The following is a 26196-nucleotide window of genomic DNA, read 5'->3' as shown; positions in this document are numbered from 1 at the left end:
GGCCTGCCTCCGGGGCTGAATCGGCCTCAGTGCTTCTGTTTCTTTGGTGCGGGCTTGACCGGGGCTGCCTTGCCGGAGGACTTCGGCGTCGCCTTGGCGCCTGCTGACGGAGCCTTCGCCGCGGCACGGCTCGGGCTGCCGCCCGACACCTTGCCAGCGCGCGATTTTCCCTTGCCTTTCGCCTGAGCGCCCTTGCGCCCGCTCTTCGCGTCCGCCTTCGCTGCCGACGGGGGCGGAATCGTGCTGGTGTCGAGCGCAGCGTTGCGCGGGATCATCCGGGCCGCGGCCAGTGCGCCGCCAAGCTCGGCGCCTTCGGGCACGAGCAGCGTGTAGCCGGGGCTGACCCGGCTGCGGGCGTCGAGACCGTTGATCTGGTGCAGTTCGCTCAGCGACAGGCCGAAATCGCGCGCGACCGACGCGAGGGTGTCGCCGCGCCGCATCTCGTAGGTGCGCCACTGCTTGCCACTGCCCTGCTGCTCGGCGAGCCGTTCGCGGAAGCGTTCGGCGCGGTCGACCGGGATCACCAGCGAGTTGGCCTGCGCGATCGCGGGGCGGTTGTACGAGGGGTTGAGCGCGATGAACTCGTCGAGCGGCATTTCCGCGAGGCGCGCGGCGGTCGCGAGGTCGATGCCGGCGGGCGTTTCGACGGTGACGAAGTGCCGCGTGTTCGGGACGTAGGGCAGTTCGAAGTGGAAGAGTTCCGGTTGGGCGACGATGTTCTTCAGCGCCTGCAGCTTCGGGACGTAGTTGCGGGTCTCCTCGGGCATGCGCAGCTGGCTGTATTCGGCCGGCAGGCCTTCGGCGAGATTGCGCTGGACGGCCCTCCCGACGGCGCCTTCGCCCCAGTTGTAGGAGGCGAGTGCGAGGTGCCAGTCGCCGTGCATCTCGTAGATGGTCTGCAGGTAGTCCAGTGCCGCGTTGGTCGAGGCGATGACGTCGCGCCGTTCGTCGACCCACTTGTCCTGGGTCAGGTTGTAATTGCGCCCCGTCGAGGGGATGAACTGCCACAGGCCCGAGGCGCGCGCGCGCGAATAGGCCATGGGGTTGTAGCTACTCTCGACCATCGGCAGCAGGGCGAGTTCCGTCGGCATGCCGCGGCGTTCGAGTTCGTCGACGATGTGATAGAGGTAACGCCCCCCGCGCTCGAACACCTTCTTCAGGAAGCTCGGCCGGTTGAGGTAGAAGAGCTGCAGTTCGGCGACCGCTTCGGTATCGAGATCGGGCATGCCGAAGCCGCGCCGGATGCGATCCCAGATGTCGTTCGCGTCGCGCGTGAGGTCCAGCGTGAGCACGCGCGGGGCGGGATCCCGCAGTTCGATCACCTGGTTGGGGGAGGCCGCGAGGCCTTCGGTTGCGCGCGCGGCGGAGGGCGGGCGCAGGGTCCCGAGCGAGCGCGCGAAGGATTCGGCGGGCGCCGCATCGGCGGGCCGGGCATCGGCAGCCGGGACATCGTCGGCCGTTGCGGACGATGTCGCCGCAGCCAGCGAGATGACCAGCAGGAAGATTCGCAGGAGAGGAATCGCCATGAATCCGGCGCCTCGTTCGGGAAAAAAGAGGGTGGACTCTATGGCAGGGGCGAAGGTGCGTCAAACCGGAATTTGCGGCGGGTGGCTGGCGGGGGCTGGCAGCGTCGGGGATCTGGCCGACGTTGCACTGTCGATGCCGTTTTTGACGACATATCGGAACTAAGTTGATACGATGATAGGGTTTTTCGTTCCGCTGGAATATCGATCGGCATGAAGGTTCTCGTAATAGAAGACACCGTGACGAGTGCCGCCCTGACCTGCCGGATGCTCGGCGGAATGGGGCTCGAAACCGTGCTCCGGCGCGACGGGGAAGGCGGCATCGAGGCGTTCCGGCAATCCCGGCCCGATCTCGTCATGCTCGACGTCGTGATGCCCGGGATGGACGGGTTCGAGGTCGCACGGCGCATACGCCAGCTCGAGTCGGACGGCGACTGGACGCCGATCATCTTTCTTTCTGCGCGGACCCGTGACGAGGACATCGAACGCGGCATTGCCGTGGGCGGTGACGACTATCTCGTCAAGCCGGTGTCCGAGGCGGTGCTCAAGGCCAAGGTGCGGGCGATGCAGCGCATCGCCCATATGCGCGCCTCGCTCGTGGCGCTGACACGCAAGCTGGACGAGGCGAACCGGGAACTGACGCGCCTGTCGGCATTCGACGGGCTGACGGGGATCGCCAACCGCCGCACCTTCGACGCGACGCTGTCGCGCGAATGGCGGCGCAGCGCGCGCAGTGGGGCGCCGATTTCGCTGATGGTGGTCGACGTCGACTGCTTCAAGCAGTTCAACGACGCGTACGGTCACCAGGTGGGCGACGAGTGCCTCAAGGCCGTCGCGCGCGCGCTGGCCGGCAACACGCGCCGGCCGGTGGATCTGGTGGCGCGTTATGGTGGCGAGGAATTCGCCGTCGTGCTGCCGGACACCGACGCACAGGGCGCCGCGATCGTCGGCGAGTCGATGCGCAGGGCGGTCGAGGCGCTGGCGATCACGCATCGGCACTCGACCGCGGCGCGGGTCGTCACGGTGAGCCTCGGCATCGCGGTGACCAGACCCGAGCGCAGCGACGACGGCGGCTTCGCGACCCTGCTCACGCGCGCCGACGAGGCGCTGTACCGGGCCAAGCGTGACGGACGCAACCGCTGGCATCTTGCCGTGGCGTCCGAACTTGCCGCGGCGCGGTGACGCGCCTCAGAACACGTCCTTCCACTTGCGCAGGGCGGCGAGGCACTCGCCGGAGTCTGCAGGACGCTGACCGCTTTGCGCGGTGACCGCGTCGAGCAGGGCGGGCGAATCGGTGCGCAGGAAGGGATTGATGCGGCGTTCGCGCTCGATGCTGGTGGGCACGGTCGGGCGGCCGGCGGCACGCAGGGCTTCGCATTCGGCGAGCCAGGCATCGCGTTCCGGGTTGACGGGTTCGGCCGCGCGGGCGAAGGCGAGGTTGGACAGGGTGTATTCGTGGGCGCAGTAGACGGCGGTGTCGCCCGGAAGCTGCGCCAGGCGCTGCAGCGAGGCATGCAGTTGCGCGGCCGTGCCGCCGAAGAGGCGGCCGCAGCCCGCGCTGAACAGCGTGTCGCCCGCGAACAGGACGCCGGGCATGTGGTAAGCGATGTGCGTGGTCGTGTGGCCCGGGATCGCGAACACGCTGAAGCGGAGGTCGAGGGTGTCGAGGACGACCTCGTCGCCTTCGCCGACGCGGCGCGTGAGGCCGGGGATGTTCTCGCCGGCGGGACCGAACACCGCCGGGTGGTGGCGCGCGGCGAGTTCGGCCACGCCGCCGATGTGGTCGTCGTGGTGGTGGGTCAGCAGTATCGCCACGAGCCGTAAGTCGTGTTCCTGCAGCGCGGCTTCGACGACGGATGCGTCGCCGGGGTCGACGACCGCCGCCCAGGGGCCGCGGCGAAGCAGCCAGATATAGTTATCGCGGAAGGCCGGAAGGGGGATAATGTCGGCGCTGCGGATTTTTGAGTGCTGATCGTCCATGTCCATCCTCAGTCTGTCGGACTGGCTTGAAACCCCGCAGGGAAGTTATCTGCTGCGGTGGGAGCAGGCCAAGTTCGATCTCATGGTAGCCGACATTTTCGGCTACAACGCGGTGCAGATTGGATTGCCGGAGTACGACTTCCTGCGCGGCAACCGCATTCCCTTCCGTTTCCATTGCGCGCGCTCCGGCGATATCGCAGTCGTTGCGGAGGGCGGCGCGTTGCCGTTCGCGTCGGCAAGCATCGATCTCGTGCTCTTGCCGCACGTGCTGGAATTCTCGCGCAATCCGCACCAGGTGCTGCGCGAGGTCGAGCGGGTGCTGGTGCCCGAGGGCAGCGTGATCATCGCGGGCTTCAATCCGCTCAGCCTGTGGGGATTGCGGCGCCTGGTGGCGCGGCGTTCGGGGTCTTATCCGTGGCGCGGGCAATACCTGTCGGTGCGGCGCACGAAGGACTGGCTGGCGCTGCTCGGCTTCGAGACCCAGGCGGGCAGCTTCGGCTGCTACGCGCCGGCGTTCGCGAGCACGAAATGGCTGGAGCGTTGGGGCTTCATGGACAAGGCGGGCGACCGCTGGTGGCCGATCTGCGGCGGTGCCTACATCATCCAGGGCATCAAGCGGGTGCAGGGGATGCGCCTGATAACGCCGAACTGGCGCGATGCGCGCGCCGCGGCAAAGCGCCTTTCACCGGTGGCCCAGCGCGGGCGGCAGGTGACGGGCGGCGTACAAAAAGTGGAATAGACGGAAGAGGGATGGAAGAAGTCGAGATATTCACCGACGGGGCCTGCAGCGGCAACCCGGGACCCGGCGGCTGGGGCGCGATCCTGCGCAGCGGCCCGCACGAGAAGGAAATCTGGGGCGGCGAGCCGAAGACGACCAACAACCGCATGGAACTGCTCGCGGTGATCCGCGCGCTGGAAACGCTCAAGCGGCCCGTCGCGGCGCGCGTGCATACCGACAGCCAGTACGTGCAGAAAGGCATCTCGGAGTGGATCCACGGCTGGAAGAAGCGCGGCTGGAAGACCGCCTCGCGCGAGCCGGTGAAGAACGAGGACCTGTGGCGCGCGCTGGACGAGGCGGCGAGCCGCCACAAGGTCGCGTGGATCTGGGTGCGTGGCCATGCGGGGCACGCGGAGAACGAGCGCGCGGACGAACTCGCGCGCCGGGGCGTCGATGCCGTGCGCGCGCGCGGTGGTTCCGTCGCGGAAATGTGATCAACCGGCCCGCGAGGGCGCGAACGAACGACCGGGGATGAACCCTTGAGACAGATTGTCCTGGATACCGAAACCACGGGCCTCGACTGGCGCAATGGCGACCGCGTGATCGAGATCGGCTGTGTGGAGCTGCTCAACCGCAACCTGACCGGCAAGCACTACCACGTCTATATCAACCCGGAACGGGGGATCGACGCCGAGGCGGTGGCCGTTCACGGCATTACCGAGGAATTCCTCGTCGACAAGCCGAAATTCTGCGATGTTGCGGGCGACTTCATGGATTTCGTGCGCGACTCGGAACTAGTGATCCACAACGCGAGCTTCGACGTCGGCTTCCTCGATCACGAACTGTCGCGGCTGGGGCACCCGAAGCTCGGTGCGCTGTGCACGGGCGTGATCGACACGCTCAAGATGGCCAAGGAGCTGAACCCGGGCAAGAAGGCGTCCCTCGACGCGCTGTGCGACCGTTTCGAGATCGACAACGCCGCGCGCACCCTGCACGGCGCGCTGCTCGACGCGGAACTGCTCGCCGACGTCTATCTGGCGATGACCCGCGGGCAGGAAAGCCTGATGATGCTGCTCGACGACGACTCGCCGATGGGAGGCGTGGATGCGAGCGGCAGCCCGATCGAGCGGCCGCCGCTGCGCGTGCTGCGGCCCACTCCTGACGAACAGGCGGCGCACGACCGCGTGTTGCAGGACATCAGCAAGGCCAACAAGGGGGCCTGCCTGTGGATTGCGCCGGCGCCGGCAGAGGAAGTGCCGGCGGTCTGAACAGTGGGCTAGAGGATCAGTCTGCCGCCCGGCAGGCTGCCGGCCTGCTCCAGCCGGGTGACTGTGGGGCCGAGGTCCAGGCCGGTCTTCTCCTTCAGCGTCCGGGCGCGTTCGCGCAGTTCGGCCACCGGGACGTCGATCCGGTCGCCTTCCGCGCCGAAGGCCACAACGTTGCCGCTGTCGCACGACGGGAACGCGATCGCGCGATCGTCGAAGGCCGTGATGATGCGCTCGACGCTGGCGCGGAAGCCGCGCGAGCGTCCGAACAGGTTCACCGACATCAGTCCCTGTTCCGACAGCCGTGCCCGGGCCGCCGCATAGAACGGGGCGGTGTCGAGCGCTCCGGCGCGGGCGTTGCGGTCGAAGCCGTCGACGAGGATGAGGTCGAACTTGCGCTCGGTTTCCATCACGTAGCGCACGCCGTCGCCGACGTGGATCGCGAGGCGCTCGTCCTCTTCAGGCAGCTTGAAGAACTGGCGTGCCGCGGCGACGACGCGCGGCTCTATCTCGATGACCTGGGTGCGCGTGTGCGGGCAGTGATGGTGCAGGAAGCGCGTCAGCGATGCGGCGCCCAGGCCTATCACGAGCGCCGTGCGCGGCCAGTCGTCGGCGTCGCGCAGCAGCAGGCCCGCCATCATCTCGCGCGTGTAGGCGAGTTCCAGTGCGTTGGGGCGGCGGATGCGCATCGCGCCCTGGACCCACTCGGAGCCGAAGTGCAGGTAGCGGACGCCACCGTCCTCGCTGATGTCGATCGGCGTGCTCATACCGTCAATCTCTTGAGGGCGTAAAGCTGTTCGAGGGCCTCGCGCGGGCTGAGGCTGTCCGGGTCGATGTCGGCCAGCGCCGTCAGCGCGGGGTGCGACAGCGGTTCGTCGTCCGCTTCGGGCAGCGCGGCGAAGAGGTCGGCCTGCGGGCCGGCGCCGACTTCGCGATTTTCCAGCGCGCGCAAGCGGCGTTTGGCGTCGCGGATCACCGAGCCGGGAATTCCGGCCAGCGCCGCGACCTCGATTCCGTAACTCTGGCTCGCGGGGCCTTCTTCGACGGCGTGCAGGAAGACGATGCGGTGCGCGTGCTCGACGGCGTCCAGATGTACGTTCGCGCACTCCGGGTAGTCGGCGTTGAGGCGCGTGAGCTCGAAGTAATGGGTGGAGAAGAGCGTGAGGCAGCGGTTCTTCTCGAGTAGGTGGCGGGCGATCGCGAAGGCCAGCGCGAGGCCGTCGAAGGTCGAGGTGCCGCGGCCGATCTCGTCCATCAGCACGAGGCTCTGGTCGGTGGCGCCGTGCAGGATCGCCGAGGCTTCGGTCATCTCGACCATGAAGGTCGAGCGGCCGGACGCGAGGTCGTCGGATGCGCCGATGCGCGTGAAGATGGCGTCCAGCGGACCGATGCGCGCGGCCTGCGCGGGCACGAAGGCGCCGACGTGGGCGAGCAGCGCGATGAGTGCGACCTGGCGCATGAAGGTCGATTTACCGCCCATGTTCGGGCCGGTGATCATCAGCATGCGGCGCGTCGGCGCGAGGCTGCAGTCGTTGGCGATGAAGTTCTCGACCTGGCGCTCGACGACCGGGTGACGGCCGCCGACGATGTCCATGCCGGGTTGGTCCGAGAACTGCGGGCAGACGTAGCCGTAGCGCACGGCGGCCTCGCCGAAGGCGCCGAGGCCGTCGAGGCAGGCGAGCGAGCGGGCGATGTGCTGCAGCTTGGGGATGTGGGCGGCGAGCTCTTCGAGCAGGGCCTCGTAGAGCATCTTCTCGCGCGCGAGCGCCCGCTCCTGCGCGGATAGCGCCTTGTCCTCGAAGGCCTTCAGCTCGGGGGTGATGTAGCGCTCGGCGTTCTTCAGCGTCTGGCGGCGGCGGTAGTCGTCGGGCACCTTGCCGGCGTTCGCGTGGCTGACCTCGATGTAGAAGCCATGCACCTTGTTGAACTCGACTTTCAGGTTCGCGATGCCGCTGCGTTCGCGCTCGCGCGCTTCCAGCGCCATCAGGAACTCGCCGCAGTTGGTCTGGATGCCGCGCAGCTCGTCGAGTTCGGCGTCGTAACCCGTCGCGATCACGCCGCCGTCGCGCACCGCGGCGGCCGGCTCGGCGGCGACCGCGCGCACGAGGAGGTCGAGGGCGGCTTCCGGCACGCCGAGCCCGGCGAGGAGCTGCGCGAGCAGGGCGGACTGCGGACTTTGAAGCGCGTCGTGCAGTTCGGGCAGTCGCGCGAGGCTGTCGCGCAGTGCGGCGAGGTCGCGCGGGCGGGCGCTGCGCAGTGCGATGCGCGCGGTGATGCGATCCACGTCGGCGACGCCGCGCAGGGCCTGGCGGGCGTTCGCCAGCATGCGTGCGTCGCCGGTGTCGCTGCCGATCAGCTCGCTGACGGCGCCGTGGCGCGCGGCGGCGTGATGACGGTCGCGCAGCGGGTGGTGCAGGGCGTGGCGTAGCCAGCGTGAGCCCATGCTGGTCACGCAGGAGTCGAGCAGCGAGAGCAGGGTGGGCGAGGATTCGCCGCGCAGCGTCTCGGTGAGTTCGAGGTTGCGCCGTGTCGCCGCATCGAGCCGGAGGTATTCCGATTCGCGCTCGACCTTGAGGCCGGTGACGTGTTCGAGGCTCTGGCGCTGCGTGCTGCGTGCGTAATCGAACAGGGCCGCGGCGGCGCCCAGCGCGACCGGCATGCCTTCGACGCCGAAGCCGCTCAGGTCGCGCGTGCCGAAGTGGGTGGTGAGCAGGCGCTCGCCGGTCTCGCCTTCGAATTGCCAGTCGGCGAGGCGGCGCAACACCGGCGACAGCGCTTCGACCAGCGGCAGCGCGAGGCCATCGGGCACCAGCACCTCGGCGGGACGCAGACGCTCGAACTGGGCCTGCAGCTGCTCGGCGGGGCATTCCATGACGCGCAGGTCGCCGTTGGCGAGGTTCAGCCAGGCGAGGCCGAGGATGCCGCGATGCAGGTTCGCCGCCAGCAGCAGCGAATCCGAACGGTCGTCGAGGAGCGCTGCGTCGGTGAGCGTGCCCGGGGTCACGATGCGGCTGACCGCGCGCTCCATGGGGCCCTTCGTCGCACCGGGGTCGCCGACCTGTTCGGCGATCACGACCGATTCGCCGAGTTTCACGAGCCGCGCGAGGTATTGCTCGACGGCGTGGAAGGGCACGCCGGCCATCTTGATCGGTTGGCCGGCAGACTGTCCGCGCGTCGTCAGCGTGATGTCGAGCAGCCGGGCGGCCTTCTCGGCGTCTTCGAAGAACAGTTCGTAGAAGTCGCCCATCCGGTAGAAGAGCAGCGTGTCGGGGTGCTGCTGCTTGATCCGGAGGTACTGGACCATCATCGGGGTGTGTCCGGCGAACTCGTCCTGGTCCAGCGGTCTCGGAATCGTTTCTTTTTTCATTCAATAACTTGTGAAATTCTTTCGGCGGCTTCTTGTTATTGTTTCGTCATTTATTGCCGGTCTTCATGGCATTGCGGAGGGCGACGACAAAGCCGGTATTGTCTTCGAAGACAAGCCGGGGCGCGAGCGCCATATCGTCCGTGACGCGGCGGACCCGGCTCCGCGAGGCTTTGCCGTTCGCGTCGGTGCGACGAAGACCTCCATCCCTCGCCGCAAGGTAAATGGGAAGTTCGTACAGCCGAGCGTCGGTAACGTCGCAGGTTTGCCGGACCTTGCCGCTGCACGGGCGAAGGCCGCAAAATTCGTGGGGAAGCTCAGGCGGTCCGATGTCGTGTGACACCCCGCAAAGCAAGGCCGTCGCCGTTGACGGCCCTCCATCAATGAACACGAATGAATACCCACATCCCATGCGCAACGAAACCACAACCGGATGGAACCTGATCTTCGCCGCCTGGGTGATCGCCAGCATGTCGACGCTCGGCGCGCTGTTCTTCGGTGAAGTGATGAAATTGCCGACCTGCGTGCTGTGCTGGTATCAGCGCATCTTCATGTTCCCGCTCGTACTGATCCTGCCGGCGGGCCTGTTTCCGTTCGACCGCAAGGTCGTCCGTTATGCGCTGCCGCTGGTCGTCGTTGGCTGGCTGATCGCGGTGTTTCACCAGCTCCTCGTCCTTGGCGTGATCCCCGAAGAAGTCCGCCCGTGTACGCAAGGGATCCCGTGCTCACAGACCGTCATCGAGTGGTTCGGCTTCCTCACGATCCCGTTGCTGTCGGTCATCGCCTTCTCGACCCTATTCGCGTTGCTGGTCGTGACGCATCTCCGGCGCCAGGGATGAATCATCGGGTGCCGGCGTGGCAGCGGGGTTGCCGAGATCCGATTCCTCCAGCCATTCCCGCCACACCGCCATCAGCACCGCGAGCACGACCGGACCAAGGAAGAGTCCGATCAGGCCGAACGCCGCCAGGCCGCCAAGGACGCCAAACATCACGAGCAGGAAAGGTATCCGCGTCGCGTTGCTGATGACGAGTGGCCGAATGAGATTGTCCACCCAGCTCACGACCAGCGTGCCCCACAACAAGAGGCCGATCCCGCTGGCGGTATCCCCGCTCATCAGCAACCAGATGCCCAGCGAGCCCCACGCGAACGGGGTGCCGAAGGGGATCATCGCGACGATCGCCGTCACCGCCCCGAGCAGGACCGGGGCGGGCAGGCCGGCCCACCAGTAGCCGAGTCCGGCGACGATGCCTTGCCCGAGTGCGGTGGCGATCAGCCCCCAGACAACCGCCTTGGTCATCACGCCGACTGCGGCAAGGTAGGCGTCCACCCGTGCGCCGAGAAACCGGTGCAGCACGGCCTCGACCTGTGTCAGCACGCGATTGCCATCGCGGTAGAGAAAGAAGACCGTGATCAGCGCGAAGCCGAGCTTGGCGGCATTGCGTCCCACATCGCCGATCAGGGCCACGAGTTGATCGCTGCCTTGCCGGACCCATTCGGTGAGCTGGGTCTTGAAGGCGTCGGGATCTCCGGCCAGTTCATCGATCGATGCCTGCAAGGTGTCGCCCAGCCAGGGCAGCGATCGAACGAAGTCGGGTAGCGCGAGCGAACCCTCCTTGAGATGCGTCGTAACCGTCGCAATCGCAACCCCGACCTCGGTCCGCAACAGCATGCCCATCCAGAGCGCCGGTAGGATGAACGCGGTGCTGAGCAGGAGCGTCATCAGCAACGCGCTCAAGGTGGGGCGTCGCCGCATTCTTGCGCGCAACTGCCGGTACACGGGCCAGGTCGCGTAGGCAATGATGATCGCCCAGGCCACCGGCACGATGAACAGGTGCAGGACGGCGTAGCCGAGCAACAGCAGGCCGCCGAGCAGGAAGCCAAGAATGGCTCGGCGGGCAATCTTGTCGGCAACCTGCTCGATCATGTGCGTGCTCGTCGGTCGGTCATTGGGCAGAGGGCGGTCCCGAACGTCATTCGATCGCTTCATCGGGATCCGGTTCCGATTCTCGCGTCGAAAATCCAGGGGCTGTTGTCGCGTGCAGACAAGTGGCCTCCTGGCGACTCACGTAACTTGAGTGCGCATAACAGGAGGAGAGACATGCACAATACAAAAGAAAAGCGTTGGACACTGACCGTCGCGTGCCCCAGCGCCGCAGGCCAGGTCGCCGCGATTTCCGGCTTCCTTGATCGTCAGGGATGCTACATCAACGAGTTCTCGTGTTTCGACGACGACCTCAGCGATCGTTTCTTCGTGCGCTGCGTATTCGGTCGTGAAACCGAGGCCGCGGTCGACGTGGCAAGTCTGCGCCATGAGTTCGCGCCGCTGGCGAAGCGCTTCGACATGGAATGGGGGATGCACGCGCTGCGCGAGCGGCCCAAGGTCCTGATCATGGTGTCGAAGCTCGATCACTGCCTGCGCGATCTGCTGTACCGCTGGCGCATCGGTGAGCTGCCCATCGACATCGTCGGCGTCGTGTCGAATCACCCCGACCTCGAATTCCTTGCCGTGGCCGATGGCCTGCCTTTCCATCACCTGCCGGTGACCGAGGCGACCAAGCCGCAGCAGGAAGCGAAATTGATGGAGATCGTCGAGGAAACGGGTACCGAGCTGGTGGTGCTGGCGCGCTACATGCAGGTGCTGACCGACGAGCTGTGCCGACGCCTCCACGGCCGCGCGATCAACATCCATCATTCCTTCCTGCCCGGTTTCAAGGGCGCGAAGCCCTATCACCAGGCGCATGCGCGCGGCGTGAAGCTGATCGGTGCGACGGCCCACTACGTGACCGGGGATCTCGACGAGGGGCCGATCATCGAGCAGGTCGTCGACCGCGTGACGCATGCGCTCAGCGCCGAACAATTGCTCTCGGTCGGTCGCGACATGGAATGCCAGGCGCTCGCGCGCGCCGTGCTGTATCACGTCGAGCGTCGCGTCTTCCTTAACGGTACCCGTACGGTCGTCCTGCCCTGATCGTGTCGATTCCATCGGCCGGCGTCTTGATGGCGCCGGCGGTGCGTATAGACTTCGAGCAGGAACTACGACTTTCAGGGTATCTCGATGAGCAATGCGATTCCCGGCCAGGGGCCGGGCCACTGGGCCGGGCGGGGCGGCGATGCCCCGATCCGCTTCGGTTTTCTTCTTGTTCCCGACTTCACGCTGATCGGCTTCGGCGCGGCGGTCGATCCCTTGCGTCTTGCGAACATGGTGGCGCGCAGGAAGCTGTATGAGTTCGTCACCATCACGATGGATGGCGAGCCGGTGCGCTCCAGCGCCGGCATTTGCGTGAAGCCCGACTGCGCGGCGGCCGACGCGGCCGATCTCGACGGCGTTTTCGTCGTCGGCCCGAATCCGCTGCCGATCACCGGCACCGAACCGATTCTGCGCTGGCTGCGCACGCTTGCGGGGCGCGGCGTCGCGATCGGCGGGGTGGACACGGGCAGCTATTTCCTCGCCTGTGCGGGGTTGCTCGACGGCCATCGCAGCACGATCCATTGGGAAGACATGGACGCGCTGCTCGATCGCTTCCCGCGCCTGGTGGTGTCGAACAAGCTCTACGAGGTCGACCGCAACCGTTGTTCGTGCAGCGGCGGCATCGCGCCGGTGGAGATGATGATCCATCTGATCGGCCTCGGCGGAGGAGGGCGCAAGATCGCAAAGGCCGTGGCCGAACTCTTGATCTACGAGTGCCGCGGCCCGGACGAGAAACAGAAGACCTCGCTGCGCGATGTGTCGAATGCATCGCATCCCAAGCTCGTCGAGGCGATCAAGCTGATGGAGTGCAACATCGAGGAGCCGCTGTCGATGGAGGAGCTGGCGGCGCACATGCAGTTCTCGGCGCGCCAGCTCGAACGCCTGTTCCGCGAAACGCTCAACTGCACGCCGCGCCAGTACTACCTGCAGATCCGCCTCGAGCGCGCGCGCCAGCTCCTCACACGCACCAACCGCCCGATCGCCGACATCGTGATGGCCTGCGGTTTCGTGTCTTTCGCGCATTTCTCGCACCGCTACCACGCCGGCTTCGGCATCTCGCCGAGCGCCGAGCGCCGGCGTCACACCTCCGACGCGGCAGGGCCGAGCAAGCCGACCTGAGTCGCGTTGCGTTCTCCGTCTCCCTCTCCCACGGTCGTTTAACGACCGGGTTGCACGCCTCCGGCCGGTTTCGGTCGGAGGTTTTTTTTCGTCGTTTTCACGAAACAGATTGTCGGCAGCCGGATATCAACGCGGGGCGCCCGTCACTAGGATAGGGTTAAATACAGCCGGTCTGGTGGCGGTGCCGAGCGCGGTCTAGCGTGACGAGCCATGCCAGCAGTGCAGGATGACCAGGGAGCGGGTTCACAAAGACTCCAGGCATCCCCGTATCGCCCCTTCGGGGGCGACGCGGCATAACAAATACAAGACAGCAGCACACTACAAAGGAGGCGGCAAGATGGAGTACGGTACAGCGAGAATTCCGCATGACAAGCGGGAATACGGGTTCGTCGACACGGTATTCACGTGGTTCGGATCCGGCGTCAACACAGGTTCGTGGGTGTTCGGCGGCATGGCGGCCGCGCTGGGGATGTCCTTCGTGTGGTGGTACAGCGCCGTGTACCTGCCGCTGATGATGATCCCGTGGGCGATGGTGGCCTGGATCGGGTGGAAGCACGGCGCGTCCACGGTGACCTCCTCGATTCCTGCGCTGGGTGTGAAGGGCGCCCGTTTCATGGGTGTGGGCGAATTCCTCGGACTCATCGGCTGGCCCAGCATCAACACCTTCATTGCCGCAATCTCGCTGACGCATGTGTTCCATGCGATGTTCGACTGGCCGGCGTACGGCTCGCCCGGCTCCACCTGGCCGCTGGTCGCCGGTATCCTCGTCACGGCGCTGCTGCAGGGCCTTATCGTGTGTATCGGCCACAGCGCGATCAAGTACCTGGAATGGCTGGCAGTGGTGCTGCTGCTGGTCCTCGGCATCTGGGAAACCAAGGTCGTGCTCGAGCACTGGGACTACGACAAGATCGCCAACTTCACCTTGCCCGTCGCGCAGCATTCGCCGGCGTTCTACGTCGATCTGGCGTTCGGGTTCTGCTGGGGGTGGGCGCAGATCTGCGACTTCTCGCGTTTCTCGAAGAGTTCGGCCTCGGCCACCGTCGGCAGCTGGATCGGCGTGAACCTGGGGCAGGGGTGGTTCATGCTTGTCGGCGCCATCGGCGTCATCGGCGTGGTCCTCGAAACCGGCGTGTTCGATCCGAACAACGCCGACCCGAGTTCGACCATCGCTTCGCTCGGCCTCGGCATGGTGGCCTTCCTCGTGGTCTTCTTCGCCACGGTGAGCACCAACGTCACGGTTCTTTACGGCGCAGGCATGGGGCTGGTCGGGGCCGCGCGCACGTCGAATCCGCGCAAATTCCTGTACTTCATCGCGATCCTTCAGCTGGTGATGTGCTTCCTGCCGCTGGTGTTCGACAGCTTCATCCACTACTTCGAGTTCTTCCTCGGTATCGTGGGTGGCGTCTTCATCCCCTTGTGGACCCTCGTGGTGCTCGATTATTTTGTGGTGCGGCGTGCGCGCGTGCGCGACGAGGATCTCTTTGCCGGCGAGGACCGTCTCGGGCGTACGCTGAGTGCGCTGGGCGACTGGAACATCTGCGGGTGGGTGGCAATGATCGCCGGACTGGCGGTGTTCTATCTGCTGCACTACGGGTTCAAGGAAATCGCCATCGTCACGACGGCCTCGTTGCCCGCCATTGCGATCACCGCGGTGACGTATCTGCTGCTGGTCGCCGTGAAGGGCGTTCCAGCACAGCCGCGGGTGCTGAAACGCGCCTGAGCGGCATTGATTGACCGATACGGCCCGACACCCGATTGCAGGAAAGGCAGGTGGTCGGGCCGGCACAAGGAGACGATTGCATGAAGAGTGTTCACATTTCCGAGCTCGCCTGGCCGGAATACGATGCCCGGGTCCGCGACGGCCGGACCGCGGTATTGATTCCCGTCGGCGCGCTCGAGCAGCACGGTCCCCACATGTCGATGAATCCGGACGTGCTGCTTCCCACCGCCATCTCGGAACGGGTCGCCGAGCGCATCGGCGCACTCGTCGCGCCCCCGATCGCATACGGCTACAAGTCGCAGCAGAAAAGCGGGGGCGGCAACCACATGCCGGGCACGACCAGCCTCGACGGCATGACGGTGACGTGCACGATCCGCGATGTGCTCAAGGAACTCGCGCGTCATGGCGTGCGCCGCACGGTGCTGGTCAATGGCCATTACGAGAATTCCGCCTTCATTGTGGAGGGCGTCGATCTCGCACAACGGGAGTTGCGCTGGGACGGAATCCGAGATTTTTCCACGGTGGTTTTGTCGTATTGGGATTTCGTCACGCAGGAGGCGATCGACGATATTTACCAGGGCGAATTCCCGGGTTGGGCCGTGGAGCATGGCGGGGTATTGGAAACCTCGCTGATGCTGCATCTGCATCCTCAGCTCGTGGATATGGAAAAGGTCTGCGACCATGCGCCGGCGCAATTCCCGCCCTATGACTTCTTCCCGATCAAGCCCGAGTGGACGCCGGATTCCGGTTGCCTGTCGTCCGCGAAGCGAGCGAGCGCACAACATGGCGAGACCTTGCTGAAGGTGTGCGTCGACGGCATCAGCAGGGAATTGATGTCCGCCTTCGAGTGATCCCGCCGCGGCGCGCCGCCCCGGCGTTGCCGCTGAATTGAAATCGGCCCTGTCTGCGTCGTGCGACGACGCAGACAGGGCCGATTGGCGTTTACGTCCGACGCAATGTCGCTCGTCTTCCGCTGATTCAACGATGGGTCGCTGAATCAGTCTGGTGTGCGCATTTTCGACAATTCGTCCGATGTCGTCAGCGCGACAAGGCTTGTCGATATCAGGAAATGCTGCGGGGCTGCGCATTTCCATACTTGCCTCCACCAGATCCCGAAAAGTACAGCAACAAGTAATTCGGATCGGGAAGGGTGCGCGCAGGCGCCGGGAGACTCTCGTTTGATGAGGAGGGATTTGCGCAGATCGATTCGCATGTCGAACAAGAAAATCCGGATGGCCATCGAGAATTGCATGAGCAGTCGCGCCACGGAAATCAAAACAATGAATTCACACCAAAGGAAAGCTAATGAAGAGCATTGGAAGGAAATCCGGCTCCGCCTTTATGGCGGGCTGCTGTGTTGCTCTGGGGATGGTCGCAGGGAAAAGTGCGTTCGCGACGGAAAGCTGGCAGAACACCAACCTTACCGTCGGATATACGACGGAATCGAAGTTCGACCCCGTGTTCGGCACCGGTACGGCCGACAAGAAATTGACCACCGTGCGCCTCGAGCATTTCGGCGTTCATGAATACGGCGACAATTATTTCTTCTACGATACCTATCACGGCAAGGAAGTCGGCAGCTTCTTCGGGTTCGGTGCGGGCTCCTTCGGCGAGCAGACCAAGGATCAGTACTTCGGGGTGTGGAATCCGCGCCTGAGTCTGTCGAAAATGACCGGCGCGAATCTCTCGTTCGGATTCATCCAGGACGTGAATCTCGCGATGCGCCTCGAACGGGGCTCCTATGCGAACTTCCGCGCGAACAATTTCGGCGTTGCGTTCGACCTGAAAGTGCCCGGTTTCAGCTTCTTCGAAACCGACCTTTACGCCCGCAGCGCAAGGTTTACCGGCGACGGCGGAAAGGACATCCACACCCTGTTCTGGCGCACCTTCGCCATGCTGCCGTTCGAGGTGGCCGGGCTCAAATTCACCTGGTCTCCGCTGCTACTGGTGAATTTCAACAACAAGGAGCGCGACAACACGGTCTTCGTCCAGCCCGACCTGTGGCTGAAACTCAACAAGCATTTCGACGTCGGCTACCGCCACGAATACGCGACTTACAGCAAGACGGCGGGCGAGGGCGGCGGCACGTACTCGCGCACGACGCCGACGCTGCTGGTGCGCTGGAACTTCTGATTTCCCTTCAGCCGTGATCGGCCTGCCGGGCTCCTGTCGGGGCCGGCGGCCGGTTGCGGGCGTGTTCGCGATGTTTCGTCGGCGAGGCAAGAAGTGGCCGAGCAGCCGCTGCCTGCCGATCCGTTCGTACCAAAGGAGATCGAAATGAAAGACGAAGACAAGACCCTGCAGTCGCCGTTCCGCCGCCGCTTTCTCCAGGGCAGCACTGCCCTGGCTGCGGGCAGTGCGCTGCCGTTTGCGCTGACGTCAGCAAACAGTTGGGCGCAGTCGTCGGGCGGTCAGCCGCGCACGCTGACGATGCTGGCGTGGTACGGCCATGCCGAGCCGGACATCGCTGCCGAGTTCGAGGCGAAGTACAACTGCAAGGTGAAGCCGAAGTACTACACGGGCGGCGACAACATGCTGGCGCTGATCTCGCAGTCGCCGGCCGGTACCTATGACCTGATCCTGTCCGATGCGGAGTACGTGCCGCAGCTGCGCAAGGCGGGTTACCTCGAACGCCTCGACGCGAAGGACTATGCGTTCGACGACTATTTCCCCGAGTTCCAGAAGTTCCCCGGGCACTGGGACGGCAACGACCTCTACGCGGTGATGGTGCGCTTCGGCTTCCTCGGCGTGGCGTACAACACGGAGGCGGTTCCGGAGAGCAAGGCGCGCTCGTTCAAGGTGTACTGGGATCCGGCCTACAAGGGCAAGGTCGGGCACTTCGACTGGTATCTGCCGAACATGGGCGAGATCAGTCTCTACGCCGGCCACAAGGCGCCCTACAAGCTGGAAAAGGAGCAGTTCGCCAAGCTGAAAGGCGTCATGAAGTCCCTGCGTCCCCAGGTTGCCGGCTTCTTCGACTACGGTGGCACCTTCAGCGGCCTCAAGAACGGGCAGCTGCAGTTGGTGTGCGGCATCGGCGACTGGATCACCGGCACGCTGGCGCGCTCCGGCGCCAAGGTGAGTTCGGTTGTTCCGGACGAGGGCGGTCTGCAATGGACCGAGTCGCTGTCGATCGGCAAGGGCACGCGCAACCCTGATCTCGCGAAGGCCTTCATCCAGTACATCTCCTCCGCACAGGGGCAGGTCAAGTCCGCGAAGATGGCGGCGTATCCGGCGCTGATTCCGAACCGCAAGGGCTGGGAGCTGCTGGGGCAGAGCGACCCGGCCGAGGCGCGCCGCCAGGGCATGGTGCTGCAAGGGCACAACGTCATGGATGACATCCGCTCCGGGAAGATCACTTTCCGCCAGCTGCCCGTGCAGCAGAGCATCGAGGACTGGAACGACTTCTGGTCCGAGTACAAGGAAAAGGCCTGAGCCTTCCCGCAACGCCGGGCGGGCCTGCGTCCGCCCGGCGACATTCCGGAGCCATCCCATGTCGAACACCAGCCGTCGGCGGTGGCCGCTGCTGCTGCCGCCCCTGCTGTGGCAGCTGACCTTCTTCCTGCTGCCGCTGCTTTTCCTTTTCGTCATCTCGTTCTGGAGCGTCGTCAATTTCCGGCTGGAGCCGGACATGACCCTGAAGAACTGGGACTTCATGCTGAGTCGCAGTTCCTTCTGGTCGGCCTATGGGCATACCTGGTCCCTGGCCTTGGGGGCGGCGGTTGTGACGACCTGCTGCTCGTTTCCGGCCGCCTGCAGCCTGGCGTTCACGGTGTCGGAGCGCACGCGCAAGCTCGCGCTGATGTTCCTGGTGGTGCCGTTCTTCACCAGCTATCTCGTGCGCGTGTATTCGTGGCAGGCCTTCCTGGCCGACAACGGTATCGTCAATGCCCTGCTTGCGGTTGTCGGCATCGACGGGCTGCCGATGCTGAACTCCGACTTCGGATCGCTCGTCGGTTACGTGACGCTGGCGCTGCCGCTGGTGACCCTGGTGCAGACGATGGGGCTGGCGCAGATCGACCGCAACCTGATCGAGGCGGCGCATAACCTGCGCGCCGGGCCGGTGCGCACGCTGTTCGAGGTGATCATCCCGCTCGCCAAGCCTTCGCTGGTCGTAGGCGCGCTCTTCGCGTTCATCCTCGCCTTCGGCGACTTCGTCGCGCCGACCTATCTCGGCGGCGGTGCGCCGCCAACGCTGAGCAACCTGATCATCGACACCACCAAGTCCGGCCAGCAGTGGCCGCGCGCGGCGGTGGTCGCGATCGTGATGATCCTGACCCTCGTCCTCACCTCCATCGCGGCGGTGCGGCTTGCCTACGGGAGGCGCAAATGATGCTCAAAATCGGACGTTGGTTCGGGTGGGCCTACACGGGCTACACCTTCCTCTTCATCCTGGCGCCGATCGCCGCCAGCCTGGTGTTCTCGTTCAACGCGGATCGCTTCCCGTCCCTGCCGCTGAAGGGATTCACGACGGACTGGTACGGCGGCACCTTCACCGATCCGCTGGTCATCGAGGCCTTCCAGCGCAGCGTGATGGTGTCGGTCCCGGTGGCGCTGCTGTCGACGATCCTCGGCTTCTGCGCCGCCTACTGCGACTTCCGCTTCGATTTCCGCGGCAAGTCGCTGTTCAGCCTGCTGATGCTGCTGCCGCCGACGATTCCCGCGGTGATCATGGGACTGGGGATGCTGTCCTATCTCTCACGCATCGGCCTCGCCGGCGAGGTGTGGGCGGTGCTGATCAGCCATGTCGTGATCGCGCTGCCGTTCGCGATGGCGATGATCCGGCTGCGTCTCGCGCAGATGGACAGCGCGCTGGAGGAGGCGTCGTGGAACCTGCGCGCTTCGCCGGCGCAGACCCTGTGGCACGTCGTCCTGCCTTTCTGCAAGCAGAGCCTGGTCGCGGCCTTCCTGATCACCGCCGCGGTGTCCTTCGATGAGTTCGCCGTCGCGTGGTTCGTGTCGGGCCTGAACGAAACCGTTCCGGTGCGCGTGCTGGTGTTCCTGCAAGGGCAGGTTAGTCCCGTGATCAATGCGATCGGCACAGCGGTATTCACCTCGTCGATTCTCCTCGTCGCGATCGGCATGGCGTTTTCCGGCATGGGCAAGGCGAAACGCGCCGCCGCCGACACCCCCGCGCAGCCTGTGGGCGGAGCGCTGGTAACCAACAACGGTTTGTCTTTGTGAGGGTGATCATGACTGAAGCACTGGTAGAGATCGATCGCGTATCGAAGAGATTCGGCGACTATACGGCGGTGACCGAAACCTCGTTCAGCATCGGGCAGGGTGAATTCGTCGCCATCATGGGGTCGAGCGGCTGCGGCAAGACGACCATGCTGCGCATGCTCGCGGGGCTGGAGGAACCGAGCGCCGGCGAGATCCGTCTTGAAGGGCGCTCGCAGAAGGGTCTGCCGGCATGGGGGCGGGACTTGCCGCTGGTGTGGCAGAGCCTCGCGCTCTTCCCCTTCTTGAGCGTGCTCGACAACGTCGGCTTCGGCCTGAAGATGCGCGGCGTGGCGAAGGCCGAGCGCGACCGGCGCTCGCTCGCCTGGCTGCACAAGCTCGAACTCGGCGAGTTCGCGAGCCGCAACGTGACGCAGCTCTCCGGGGGGCAGCGGCAGCGGGTCGCGCTGGCGCGTGCGCTCGTCACCGAGCCCAAGGTGCTGCTGCTCGACGAGCCGCTGAGCGCGCTCGACGCCCACCTCAGCGTGCGCATGCAGGCCTTGCTGCGCTCCTTGCAGCGCGAGCTGGGCATCACCTTCATCTATGTGACGCACAGCCAGACGGAAGCCTTCTCGATGGCCGACCGCGTCGTGATCATGAGCCGCGGCAAGGTGGAGCAGATCGGCTCGCCGCAGGCGATCTACCGCCATCCCGCGAATCGCTTCGTCGCCGAGTTCATCGGCAACGTGACGATCCTGCGCGGGACGGTTGCGGACGTCGGGGAGCAGGCGGTGCGGCTGGACACGGCCACCGGGGGAATGAGCGTGTCGCGCGGCAACTTCGCGGCATCGCATGGCGCGCAGGTGGATTTCTACGTCAATGCCGACCAGATCGCGATCGCCGACGAGCCCCGGCACGAGAACCACGTGCGCGCGCGTTTCCTGAGCCACAAGTTCATCGGCAACATGGTCACGCTGTTCCTAGAGGTGCCTGGAATTGACGACGACCTCAAGGTCATCCTGCCCGAAAGGACCTACGACTGCCTCGGCATGCAGCCCGGCGACTCGGTCGTGGCGTCCTGGCCGGCGGCTGCCGCGCACTTTTTCGGCGCCAACGCCTGACCCCGGCGGGCCGCGTTCCGTGCGTATTTTCGCCGTCGTCGTTTTCACGCAAACGCCCGTCGAAGTGCGGAAATTAGTGGCCCCGCCCCTTCTTTAGCATGGACTCACGTTGCCGATGCGCGAATTTCCAGGCGTCCGGCGATGGTTTCCCGAACACCCCACAATAAACAGGAGCGGATGGACATGACGAATCTGGTTACCGGCATTCAGTCGATCAAGGACATGAAGGACCTGCTGCGCATCGAGAACGGCGAGAAGGTGAAGCACACCTTCTCCGAGCAGGAATTCCACAACCGCCAGGCGAAGCTGCGCGCCTACATGGCGGCCAACGACATCGACGCGGTGCTGTTCACGTCGATGCACAACATCAACTACTACAGCGACTTCCTGTACTGCTCCTTCGGCCGCCCCTACGCCCTCGTCGTGACGCAGGAGAAGGTCGTGTCGATCAGCGCCAACATCGATGGCGGCCAGCCGTGGCGCCGCACCGTCGGCGACTACAACATCGTCTACACCGACTGGCGCCGCGACAACTACTTCCGCGCGATCCAGCAGGAGATCCCCAACAAGGGCCGCGTCGGCGTCGAGTACGACCACATCCCGTTCGAGCGTCTGGAGAAGCTGAAGGCGGCGTTGCCGGCGGTCGCGCTGACCGACATCGGCGCGCCGACCATGCGCATGCGCATGATCAAGTCGGACGAGGAGATCGCGCTGATCAAGCACGGCGCGCAGGTGTGCGACGTCGGCGGTGCGGCGCTCGCGGCGGCGGTGCATGAGGGCGTGCCCGAGCATGAGGTGGCGCTGGCTTCGACCCAGGCGATGATCCGCGAGATCGCCAAGCGCTTCCCCGATTCGGAGCTGATGGACACCTGGACCTGGTTCCAGTCGGGCATCAACACCGACGGTGCGCACAACCCCGTGACGACCCGCAAGGTGCAGAAGGGCGACATCCTGTCGCTGAACTGCTTCTCGATGATCTCGGGCTACTACACGGCGCTCGAGCGCACGATGTTCTACGATCATTGTGACGACGCCTCGCTCAAGCTGTGGGAAGTGAACGTGAAAGTGCACGAAGCCGGCCTCAAGCTGGTGAAGCCGGGCGTGCGCTGCTGCGACGTTGCCGCGCAGTTGAACGAGATCTTCGCCGAGCACGGCCTGCTGCAGTACCGCACCTTCGGCTACGGGCACTCCTTCGGCGTGCTCTCGCACTACTATGGGCGCGAGGCGGGCCTTGAATTCCGCGAGGACATCGAGACCGTGCTGGAGCCGAACATGGTGGTGTCGATCGAGCCGATGATCATGCTGCCCCAAGGCATGCCCGGCGCGGGCGGCTACCGCGAGCACGACATCCTCGTCGTGACCGAGAATGGCGCCGACAACATCACCGGCTTCAAGTACGGGCCGGAGCACAACATCATCCGCCGCTAAGCCGACGGAATCCGGCCTGCCGCGCCCGCGGCAGGCCGCCAAAACGATGACTGCCCCGGAAGAGGGCGGCGATTACACCGGAGACACGTTCATGAAAAAAAGCTGCAGGGTCTCGTCCTAGAGGCCCCTTCGCGTCGCTTCCCAAGAGGTCCCTGACGACCCGCCTTCCGTGCCGCACGACCGCGGCCGGACCGACGCTGCCTGCTCACCCGGATTTACCGTTCCGCGCGCCCGCACCTTTCGGGCCTGCCGTGGCTTGCCGTGCGCGTCGGACGCATTCACACCAGGTTTCGTGGAGACAACATGAATACACAACAAGCCGTATTGAGGAGCGAGTTCGCCGTGGATAGCGAAAAGCGTCTCGTGCGTCGCGCCGCTGCCGGAAGCTTCATCGGCAACTTCGTCGAATGGTTCGACTACGCGGCCTATGGCTATCTCGCCACCATCATCGCGGCGGTGTTCTTTCCGAGCGAGGACCGCGCGACGGCACTGATGTCGACCTTCGCCGTGTTCGCGATCTCGTTCTTCATCCGCCCCGTCGGTGGCGTGATCTGGGGGCACATCGGGGACCGCATCGGCCGTCGCGATGCGCTGTCGCTGTCCATCCTGATCATGTCGGGTTCGACCTTCCTGATCGCCTTCCTGCCGAGTTACGAGATGGTCGGTATCTGGGCGCCGGTGCTCCTGCTGCTCGTCCGCCTGGTGCAGGGGTTTTCGGCTTCGGGTGAATATGCCGGCGCTTCGGCCTTCATCGCCGAGTACGCACCGCCGAAGAGCCGTGGTTTGTACACCAGCCTGGTCCCCGCCAGCACGGCGGTCGGGCTGCTCTTCGGCTCGCTGCTCGTTGCGTGGATGTATACGGTGCTGACGACCGAGGAAATGCACTCGTGGGGCTGGCGCCTGCCCTTCCTGCTCGCAGCGCCCTTCGGCCTGATCGGTCGCTGGATCCGCACGAACCTTGAAGACACGCCGGCATTCCGCGCGATGGAGTCGAAACACGCCCACAAGGAGGCTGCGCCGATCCGGCTACTGCTCACCCGCTACCGCAGGACGGTGATCGTCGCGCTCGGCGTCTCAAGCCTCAACGCGGTCGGTTTCTACGTGCTGCTGTCCTATATGCCGACCTACCTCAGTACCGAACAGGGCCTCAGCGAAGCGGCGTCGTTCAGGGCCGCGACGATCGCCCTGGTCGCCTACATCGGCTTCATCTTCCTGATGGGCAAGCTCTCCGACATCTTCGGGCGCAAGACCATGCTGGTCGTCGCTGCGATGAGTTTCATGGCGATGAGCGTCACCTTGTTCCAGGCTTTGCCGGGCGCCAGTTTCGAGACGATGTTGATGATCCAGATCATGTTCGGACTGCTGCTCGCGATGAACGACGGGACGCTCGCGTGCTTCCTCGCCGAGACCTTCCCGACCTCGGTGCGCTACAGCGGCTTCGCGTTGAGCTTCAACCTCGCGAACACGCTCTTCGGCGGCACGGCCCCGTTCATCTGCACGTGGCTGATCAAGAACACCGGCAATCCCTTCGCGCCGGCCTGGTACCTGGTCGTCGCCGCGGCGGTTTCGCTGGTCGCGATCCTCGCCACCCGCGCGCACTCGGGCGACGACTTCATCGAAGCGAGAACCTGAGCGGGAATCGCGTTGCTGGCGGACAAGCGCTTGTCGCAGTCCGGCGGCAACGCGCCGGTCGGGTCACGAGGACATTCGCGCCCGACGGCGCGAAATTGTCGCCCGCGCTGTCTAATATCAGGAGAACAGCGCGCTGCGCAGCAGACGCGCGGCCTGGCGGAGGCGACCTCGATGACAGCGACTGCTGGAGTGGCTGCGTGCGACGCGAGCGAACTGCAGCGCGTGCACCGCGCGCTGCGAACGCTCAGCGCGAGCAATCGCGCGCTGCTGCGCGCCGAGGACGAGGATGCGCTGTTCCACGAGTTCTGCCGCATCGCGGTGGAAGAGGGTGGGTATCGGCTCGCATGGGTGACGCGTGCCGAGCATGACGAGGCGAAGACGGTACGGCCGATCGCCTGCGCCGGCGTGAATGAGGGCTACCTGGAGTCGATCCAGGTCACGTGGGCCGATACGCTGTTGGGCCAGGGGCCGACGGGCACCGCGATCCGCACCGGCAAGCCCTCAGTGATCCAGAACATCCAGACCGATCCGCGCGAGGCGCCGTGGCGCGCGGCGAGCGTTGCGCGCGGCTACGGCTCGCTGCTGTCGATGCCGCTGCGCGTCGAGGGCGTGGTCATCGGCGCGATCAGCATCGCCGCGCCCGAGCCGGATGCCTTCGGCGCGGACGAGTTCGCGCTGCTCGGCGAGACGGCCGAGGACCTCGCGTTCGGCATCGAGACGCTGCGCATGCGCGCGCGTCACCGCGCTGCCGAGGAAACGATACACCGCATGGCCTGGTTCGACTCCCTCACGGGCCTGCCCAACCGCGTGCAGCTGGACGAACGCCTGCACGCTGCGCTTGACGAGGCCAAGGGTGCGAACCGGCCGCTCGCGGTGCTCTACCTGCAGATCGGCAGCTTTCGCGAGATCACCGAGGCGCTCGGCTACCGCGAGAGCGACCTGCTGTTGCAGGAAATCGCACGGCGGCTCGGCAGTTTCGATGCCGGCGGCACCCTCGCGCGCGTCGGCGACGATGCCTTCGTGATTGTGCTCGCGCGCGGCGATTCGGAGGCCGCGCGCGGGCTCGCACAACGCATCCTTGCGAGCCTCGCGGTGCCGGTCGAGCTCTCGGGCCTGCTGCTCGATGCGCGCGCCAGCATCGGCATCACGCTCTACCCTGGCCACGGCGACGACCCCGAGGCGCTGCTGCGCCGCGCCGCCGTCGCGAACTTCCAGGCACGCCAGACCGGGCAGCGCCACGCCTTCTACGCTGGCGGGCTGGACAGCGAGTGCACGCGCCGGCTTGCGCTGATGGGCGAGCTGCGCCGCGCGATCGAGGGCGAGGAGCTGCGCCTCTTCTGCCAGCCCAAGGTGGAGATCAGCTCCGGACTGGTGTCCGGCGTCGAGGCCTTGGTGCGCTGGGAACATCCGCGCCTGGGCATGATCGACCCCGGCGGCTTCATCGCGCTGGCCGAAAGCGCCGGCCTCATCACGCCGCTCACCTACTGGGTGCTCGGCGCCGCGCTGCGCCAGAGTTACGCGTGGCATTCGGCGGGACTCGCGGTGCCGCTGGCGGTGAACCTGTCGCCGCACGACCTGCGCGATCCGCAACTCCTCGACCGCGTCCGCGGCGCGCTCGCAACGTGGGGCGCCCAGCCCGACTGGATCGCCTTCGAGATCACGGAGGGCGCGCTGATGGACGACCCCGGCGGCGCACGCAGCCGACTTGCGCAGCTGAAGGACCTCGGGGTCGAGCTCTTCATCGACGATTTCGGCACCGGCTACTCTTCGCTCGCCTACCTGCAGAAGCTCCCGATCGACTCGATCAAGATCGACCAGTCCTTCGTCGGCAGCATGGCCAGCGACGAGGACTCCGCCGTGATCGTGCGCTCGACGATCGAGATGGCGCACAACCTCGGCCTGCGTGTCGTGGCCGAGGGGGTCGAAACCCACGCGATCGCCGACCAGCTCGCCCGGCTCGGCTGCGAGGCAGCGCAGGGCTACTGCATCAGTCGGCCGATGCCGGTGGCGCAGTATGCGGAGTGGACGGCCGGGTTTTCGTGGGCGCATTGAGGAGCATGGCCCGCCTCGCGTTCCCGGTCGCGGACTGACGGGCCGGCCGCCGGTGCGTTCACCGCGCCGGAGTGGGCGCCGGCGATGATGCGCTGCGAGTCCCTGTAGCCGGACTTGTCCTTCGTGACCGCGCCGTAATTGAGAT

General features: G+C 65.6%; 23 protein-coding genes. 17 read left to right on the top strand and 6 right to left on the bottom strand.

Features of this window, described 5'->3' with window-relative positions; all coding sequences use genetic code 11:
* Positions 1–26: 26 nt before the first annotated feature.
* Positions 27–1526, bottom strand: coding sequence for a transglycosylase SLT domain-containing protein (locus tag F464_RS0121750; RefSeq protein WP_018991971.1), 1500 nt, complete (start codon positions 1524–1526; stop codon positions 27–29).
* Positions 1527–1736: 210 nt separating this feature from the next.
* On the opposite strand from F464_RS0121750, the gene F464_RS0121745 reads away from it, so the two are divergent.
* Positions 1737–2705, top strand: coding sequence for a diguanylate cyclase domain-containing protein (locus tag F464_RS0121745; RefSeq protein ID WP_018991970.1), 969 nt, complete (start codon positions 1737–1739; stop codon positions 2703–2705).
* 6 nt (positions 2706–2711) lie between these two features.
* Here F464_RS0121745 and gloB read toward each other — a convergent pair whose 3' ends face one another.
* Complete coding sequence (gene gloB, locus F464_RS0121740) at positions 2712–3503, bottom strand: hydroxyacylglutathione hydrolase (protein ID WP_018991969.1); 792 nt, start codon at positions 3501–3503, stop codon at positions 2712–2714.
* Here gloB and F464_RS0121735 point away from each other — a divergent pair.
* From F464_RS0121735 to dnaQ, 3 genes are read left to right on the top strand one after another with little or no spacing between them, the layout of a single operon-like run.
* The gene (locus F464_RS0121735) at positions 3502–4242 is read left to right on the top strand and encodes a class I SAM-dependent methyltransferase (protein WP_018991968.1); all 741 of its coding nucleotides are present in this window, start codon (positions 3502–3504) and stop codon (positions 4240–4242) included. The two genes, gloB and F464_RS0121735, sit on opposite strands and share 2 nt — an antisense overlap.
* Before the next feature lie 11 nt (positions 4243–4253).
* Entirely contained in the window at positions 4254–4715 is a 462-nt protein-coding gene (gene rnhA, locus F464_RS0121730) for a ribonuclease HI (RefSeq protein WP_018991967.1), read from the top strand.
* 45 nt (positions 4716–4760) lie between these two features.
* Complete coding sequence (dnaQ, locus tag F464_RS0121725) at positions 4761–5489, top strand: DNA polymerase III subunit epsilon (protein WP_018991966.1); 729 nt, start codon at positions 4761–4763, stop codon at positions 5487–5489.
* Between the two features lie 8 nt (positions 5490–5497).
* Here dnaQ and F464_RS0121720 read toward each other — a convergent pair whose 3' ends face one another.
* From F464_RS0121720 to F464_RS31430, 3 genes are read right to left on the bottom strand one after another with little or no spacing between them, the layout of a single operon-like run.
* Positions 5498–6253 carry a fused MFS/spermidine synthase gene (locus F464_RS0121720; protein WP_018991965.1) on the bottom strand — a complete coding sequence of 252 codons (756 nt, stop codon included), beginning with the start codon at positions 6251–6253 and terminating at the stop codon, positions 5498–5500.
* Positions 6250–8853: a DNA mismatch repair protein MutS gene (gene mutS, locus F464_RS0121715; protein WP_018991964.1), complete on the bottom strand. Its 2604-nt coding sequence runs from the start codon at positions 8851–8853 to the stop codon at positions 6250–6252. The genes F464_RS0121720 and mutS overlap by 4 nt, the downstream gene beginning before the upstream one ends.
* A gap of 46 nt (positions 8854–8899) precedes the next feature.
* Positions 8900–9322, bottom strand: coding sequence for a hypothetical protein (locus F464_RS31430; RefSeq protein ID WP_198292320.1), 423 nt, complete (start codon positions 9320–9322; stop codon positions 8900–8902).
* Here F464_RS31430 and F464_RS0121705 point away from each other — a divergent pair.
* Positions 9321–9689: a disulfide bond formation protein B gene (locus tag F464_RS0121705; RefSeq protein ID WP_232429014.1), complete on the top strand. Its 369-nt coding sequence runs from the start codon at positions 9321–9323 to the stop codon at positions 9687–9689. The two genes, F464_RS31430 and F464_RS0121705, sit on opposite strands and share 2 nt — an antisense overlap.
* On the opposite strand, the gene F464_RS0121700 is transcribed toward F464_RS0121705, so the two are convergent.
* On the bottom strand, positions 9645–10775 hold the full coding sequence (locus F464_RS0121700) for an AI-2E family transporter (RefSeq protein WP_018991962.1): 1131 nt from the start codon (positions 10773–10775) through the stop codon (positions 9645–9647). The genes F464_RS0121705 and F464_RS0121700 overlap by 45 nt on opposite strands.
* A 174-nt stretch (positions 10776–10949) precedes the next feature.
* On the opposite strand from F464_RS0121700, the gene purU reads away from it, so the two are divergent.
* From purU to F464_RS0121640, 12 genes are all read left to right on the top strand, one after another.
* Positions 10950–11819, top strand: coding sequence for a formyltetrahydrofolate deformylase (purU, locus tag F464_RS0121695; RefSeq protein ID WP_018991961.1), 870 nt, complete (start codon positions 10950–10952; stop codon positions 11817–11819).
* Positions 11820–11906: 87 nt separating this feature from the next.
* Entirely contained in the window at positions 11907–12938 is a 1032-nt protein-coding gene (locus tag F464_RS0121690; protein ID WP_018991960.1) for a GlxA family transcriptional regulator, read from the top strand.
* 337 nt (positions 12939–13275) lie between these two features.
* Positions 13276–14658 carry a purine-cytosine permease family protein gene (locus F464_RS0121685; RefSeq protein ID WP_018991959.1) on the top strand — a complete coding sequence of 461 codons (1383 nt, stop codon included), beginning with the start codon at positions 13276–13278 and terminating at the stop codon, positions 14656–14658.
* A gap of 50 nt (positions 14659–14708) precedes the next feature.
* A complete protein-coding gene (locus F464_RS0121680) occupies positions 14709–15509 on the top strand; it encodes a creatininase (RefSeq protein WP_228216767.1) in 801 nt (266 codons plus the stop codon).
* A 454-nt stretch (positions 15510–15963) separates the two neighbouring features.
* On the top strand, positions 15964–16791 hold the full coding sequence (locus F464_RS0121675) for a hypothetical protein (protein ID WP_040395688.1): 828 nt from the start codon (positions 15964–15966) through the stop codon (positions 16789–16791).
* 144 nt (positions 16792–16935) lie between these two features.
* Positions 16936–18093, top strand: coding sequence for a polyamine ABC transporter substrate-binding protein (locus F464_RS0121670; RefSeq protein WP_051092340.1), 1158 nt, complete (start codon positions 16936–16938; stop codon positions 18091–18093).
* 58 nt (positions 18094–18151) lie between these two features.
* Positions 18152–18991 (top strand): ABC transporter permease, encoded by an 840-nt coding sequence (locus F464_RS0121665; RefSeq protein WP_018991955.1) that lies wholly within the window; start codon positions 18152–18154, stop codon positions 18989–18991.
* Positions 18988–19842, top strand: a complete 855-nt coding sequence (locus F464_RS0121660; RefSeq protein ID WP_018991954.1) for an ABC transporter permease — start codon at positions 18988–18990, stop codon at positions 19840–19842. The genes F464_RS0121665 and F464_RS0121660 overlap by 4 nt, the downstream gene beginning before the upstream one ends.
* Before the next feature lie 8 nt (positions 19843–19850).
* Positions 19851–20939 carry an ABC transporter ATP-binding protein gene (locus F464_RS0121655; protein ID WP_018991953.1) on the top strand — a complete coding sequence of 363 codons (1089 nt, stop codon included), beginning with the start codon at positions 19851–19853 and terminating at the stop codon, positions 20937–20939.
* Positions 20940–21122: 183 nt separating this feature from the next.
* On the top strand, positions 21123–22367 hold the full coding sequence (locus F464_RS0121650) for a M24 family metallopeptidase (RefSeq protein ID WP_051092339.1): 1245 nt from the start codon (positions 21123–21125) through the stop codon (positions 22365–22367).
* Positions 22368–22670: 303 nt separating this feature from the next.
* Positions 22671–23999 (top strand): MFS transporter, encoded by a 1329-nt coding sequence (locus F464_RS0121645; protein WP_026296213.1) that lies wholly within the window; start codon positions 22671–22673, stop codon positions 23997–23999.
* A 171-nt stretch (positions 24000–24170) separates the two neighbouring features.
* Positions 24171–26051: a putative bifunctional diguanylate cyclase/phosphodiesterase gene (locus tag F464_RS0121640; protein WP_051092337.1), complete on the top strand. Its 1881-nt coding sequence runs from the start codon at positions 24171–24173 to the stop codon at positions 26049–26051.
* Positions 26052–26196 lie beyond the last annotated feature (145 nt).

It is taken from the genome of Aromatoleum toluclasticum ATCC 700605 (genome assembly GCF_000378245.1).
GTDB lineage: Bacteria > Pseudomonadota > Gammaproteobacteria > Burkholderiales > Rhodocyclaceae > Aromatoleum > Aromatoleum toluclasticum.
This window is presented reverse-complemented; position numbering and strand designations above follow the sequence as displayed.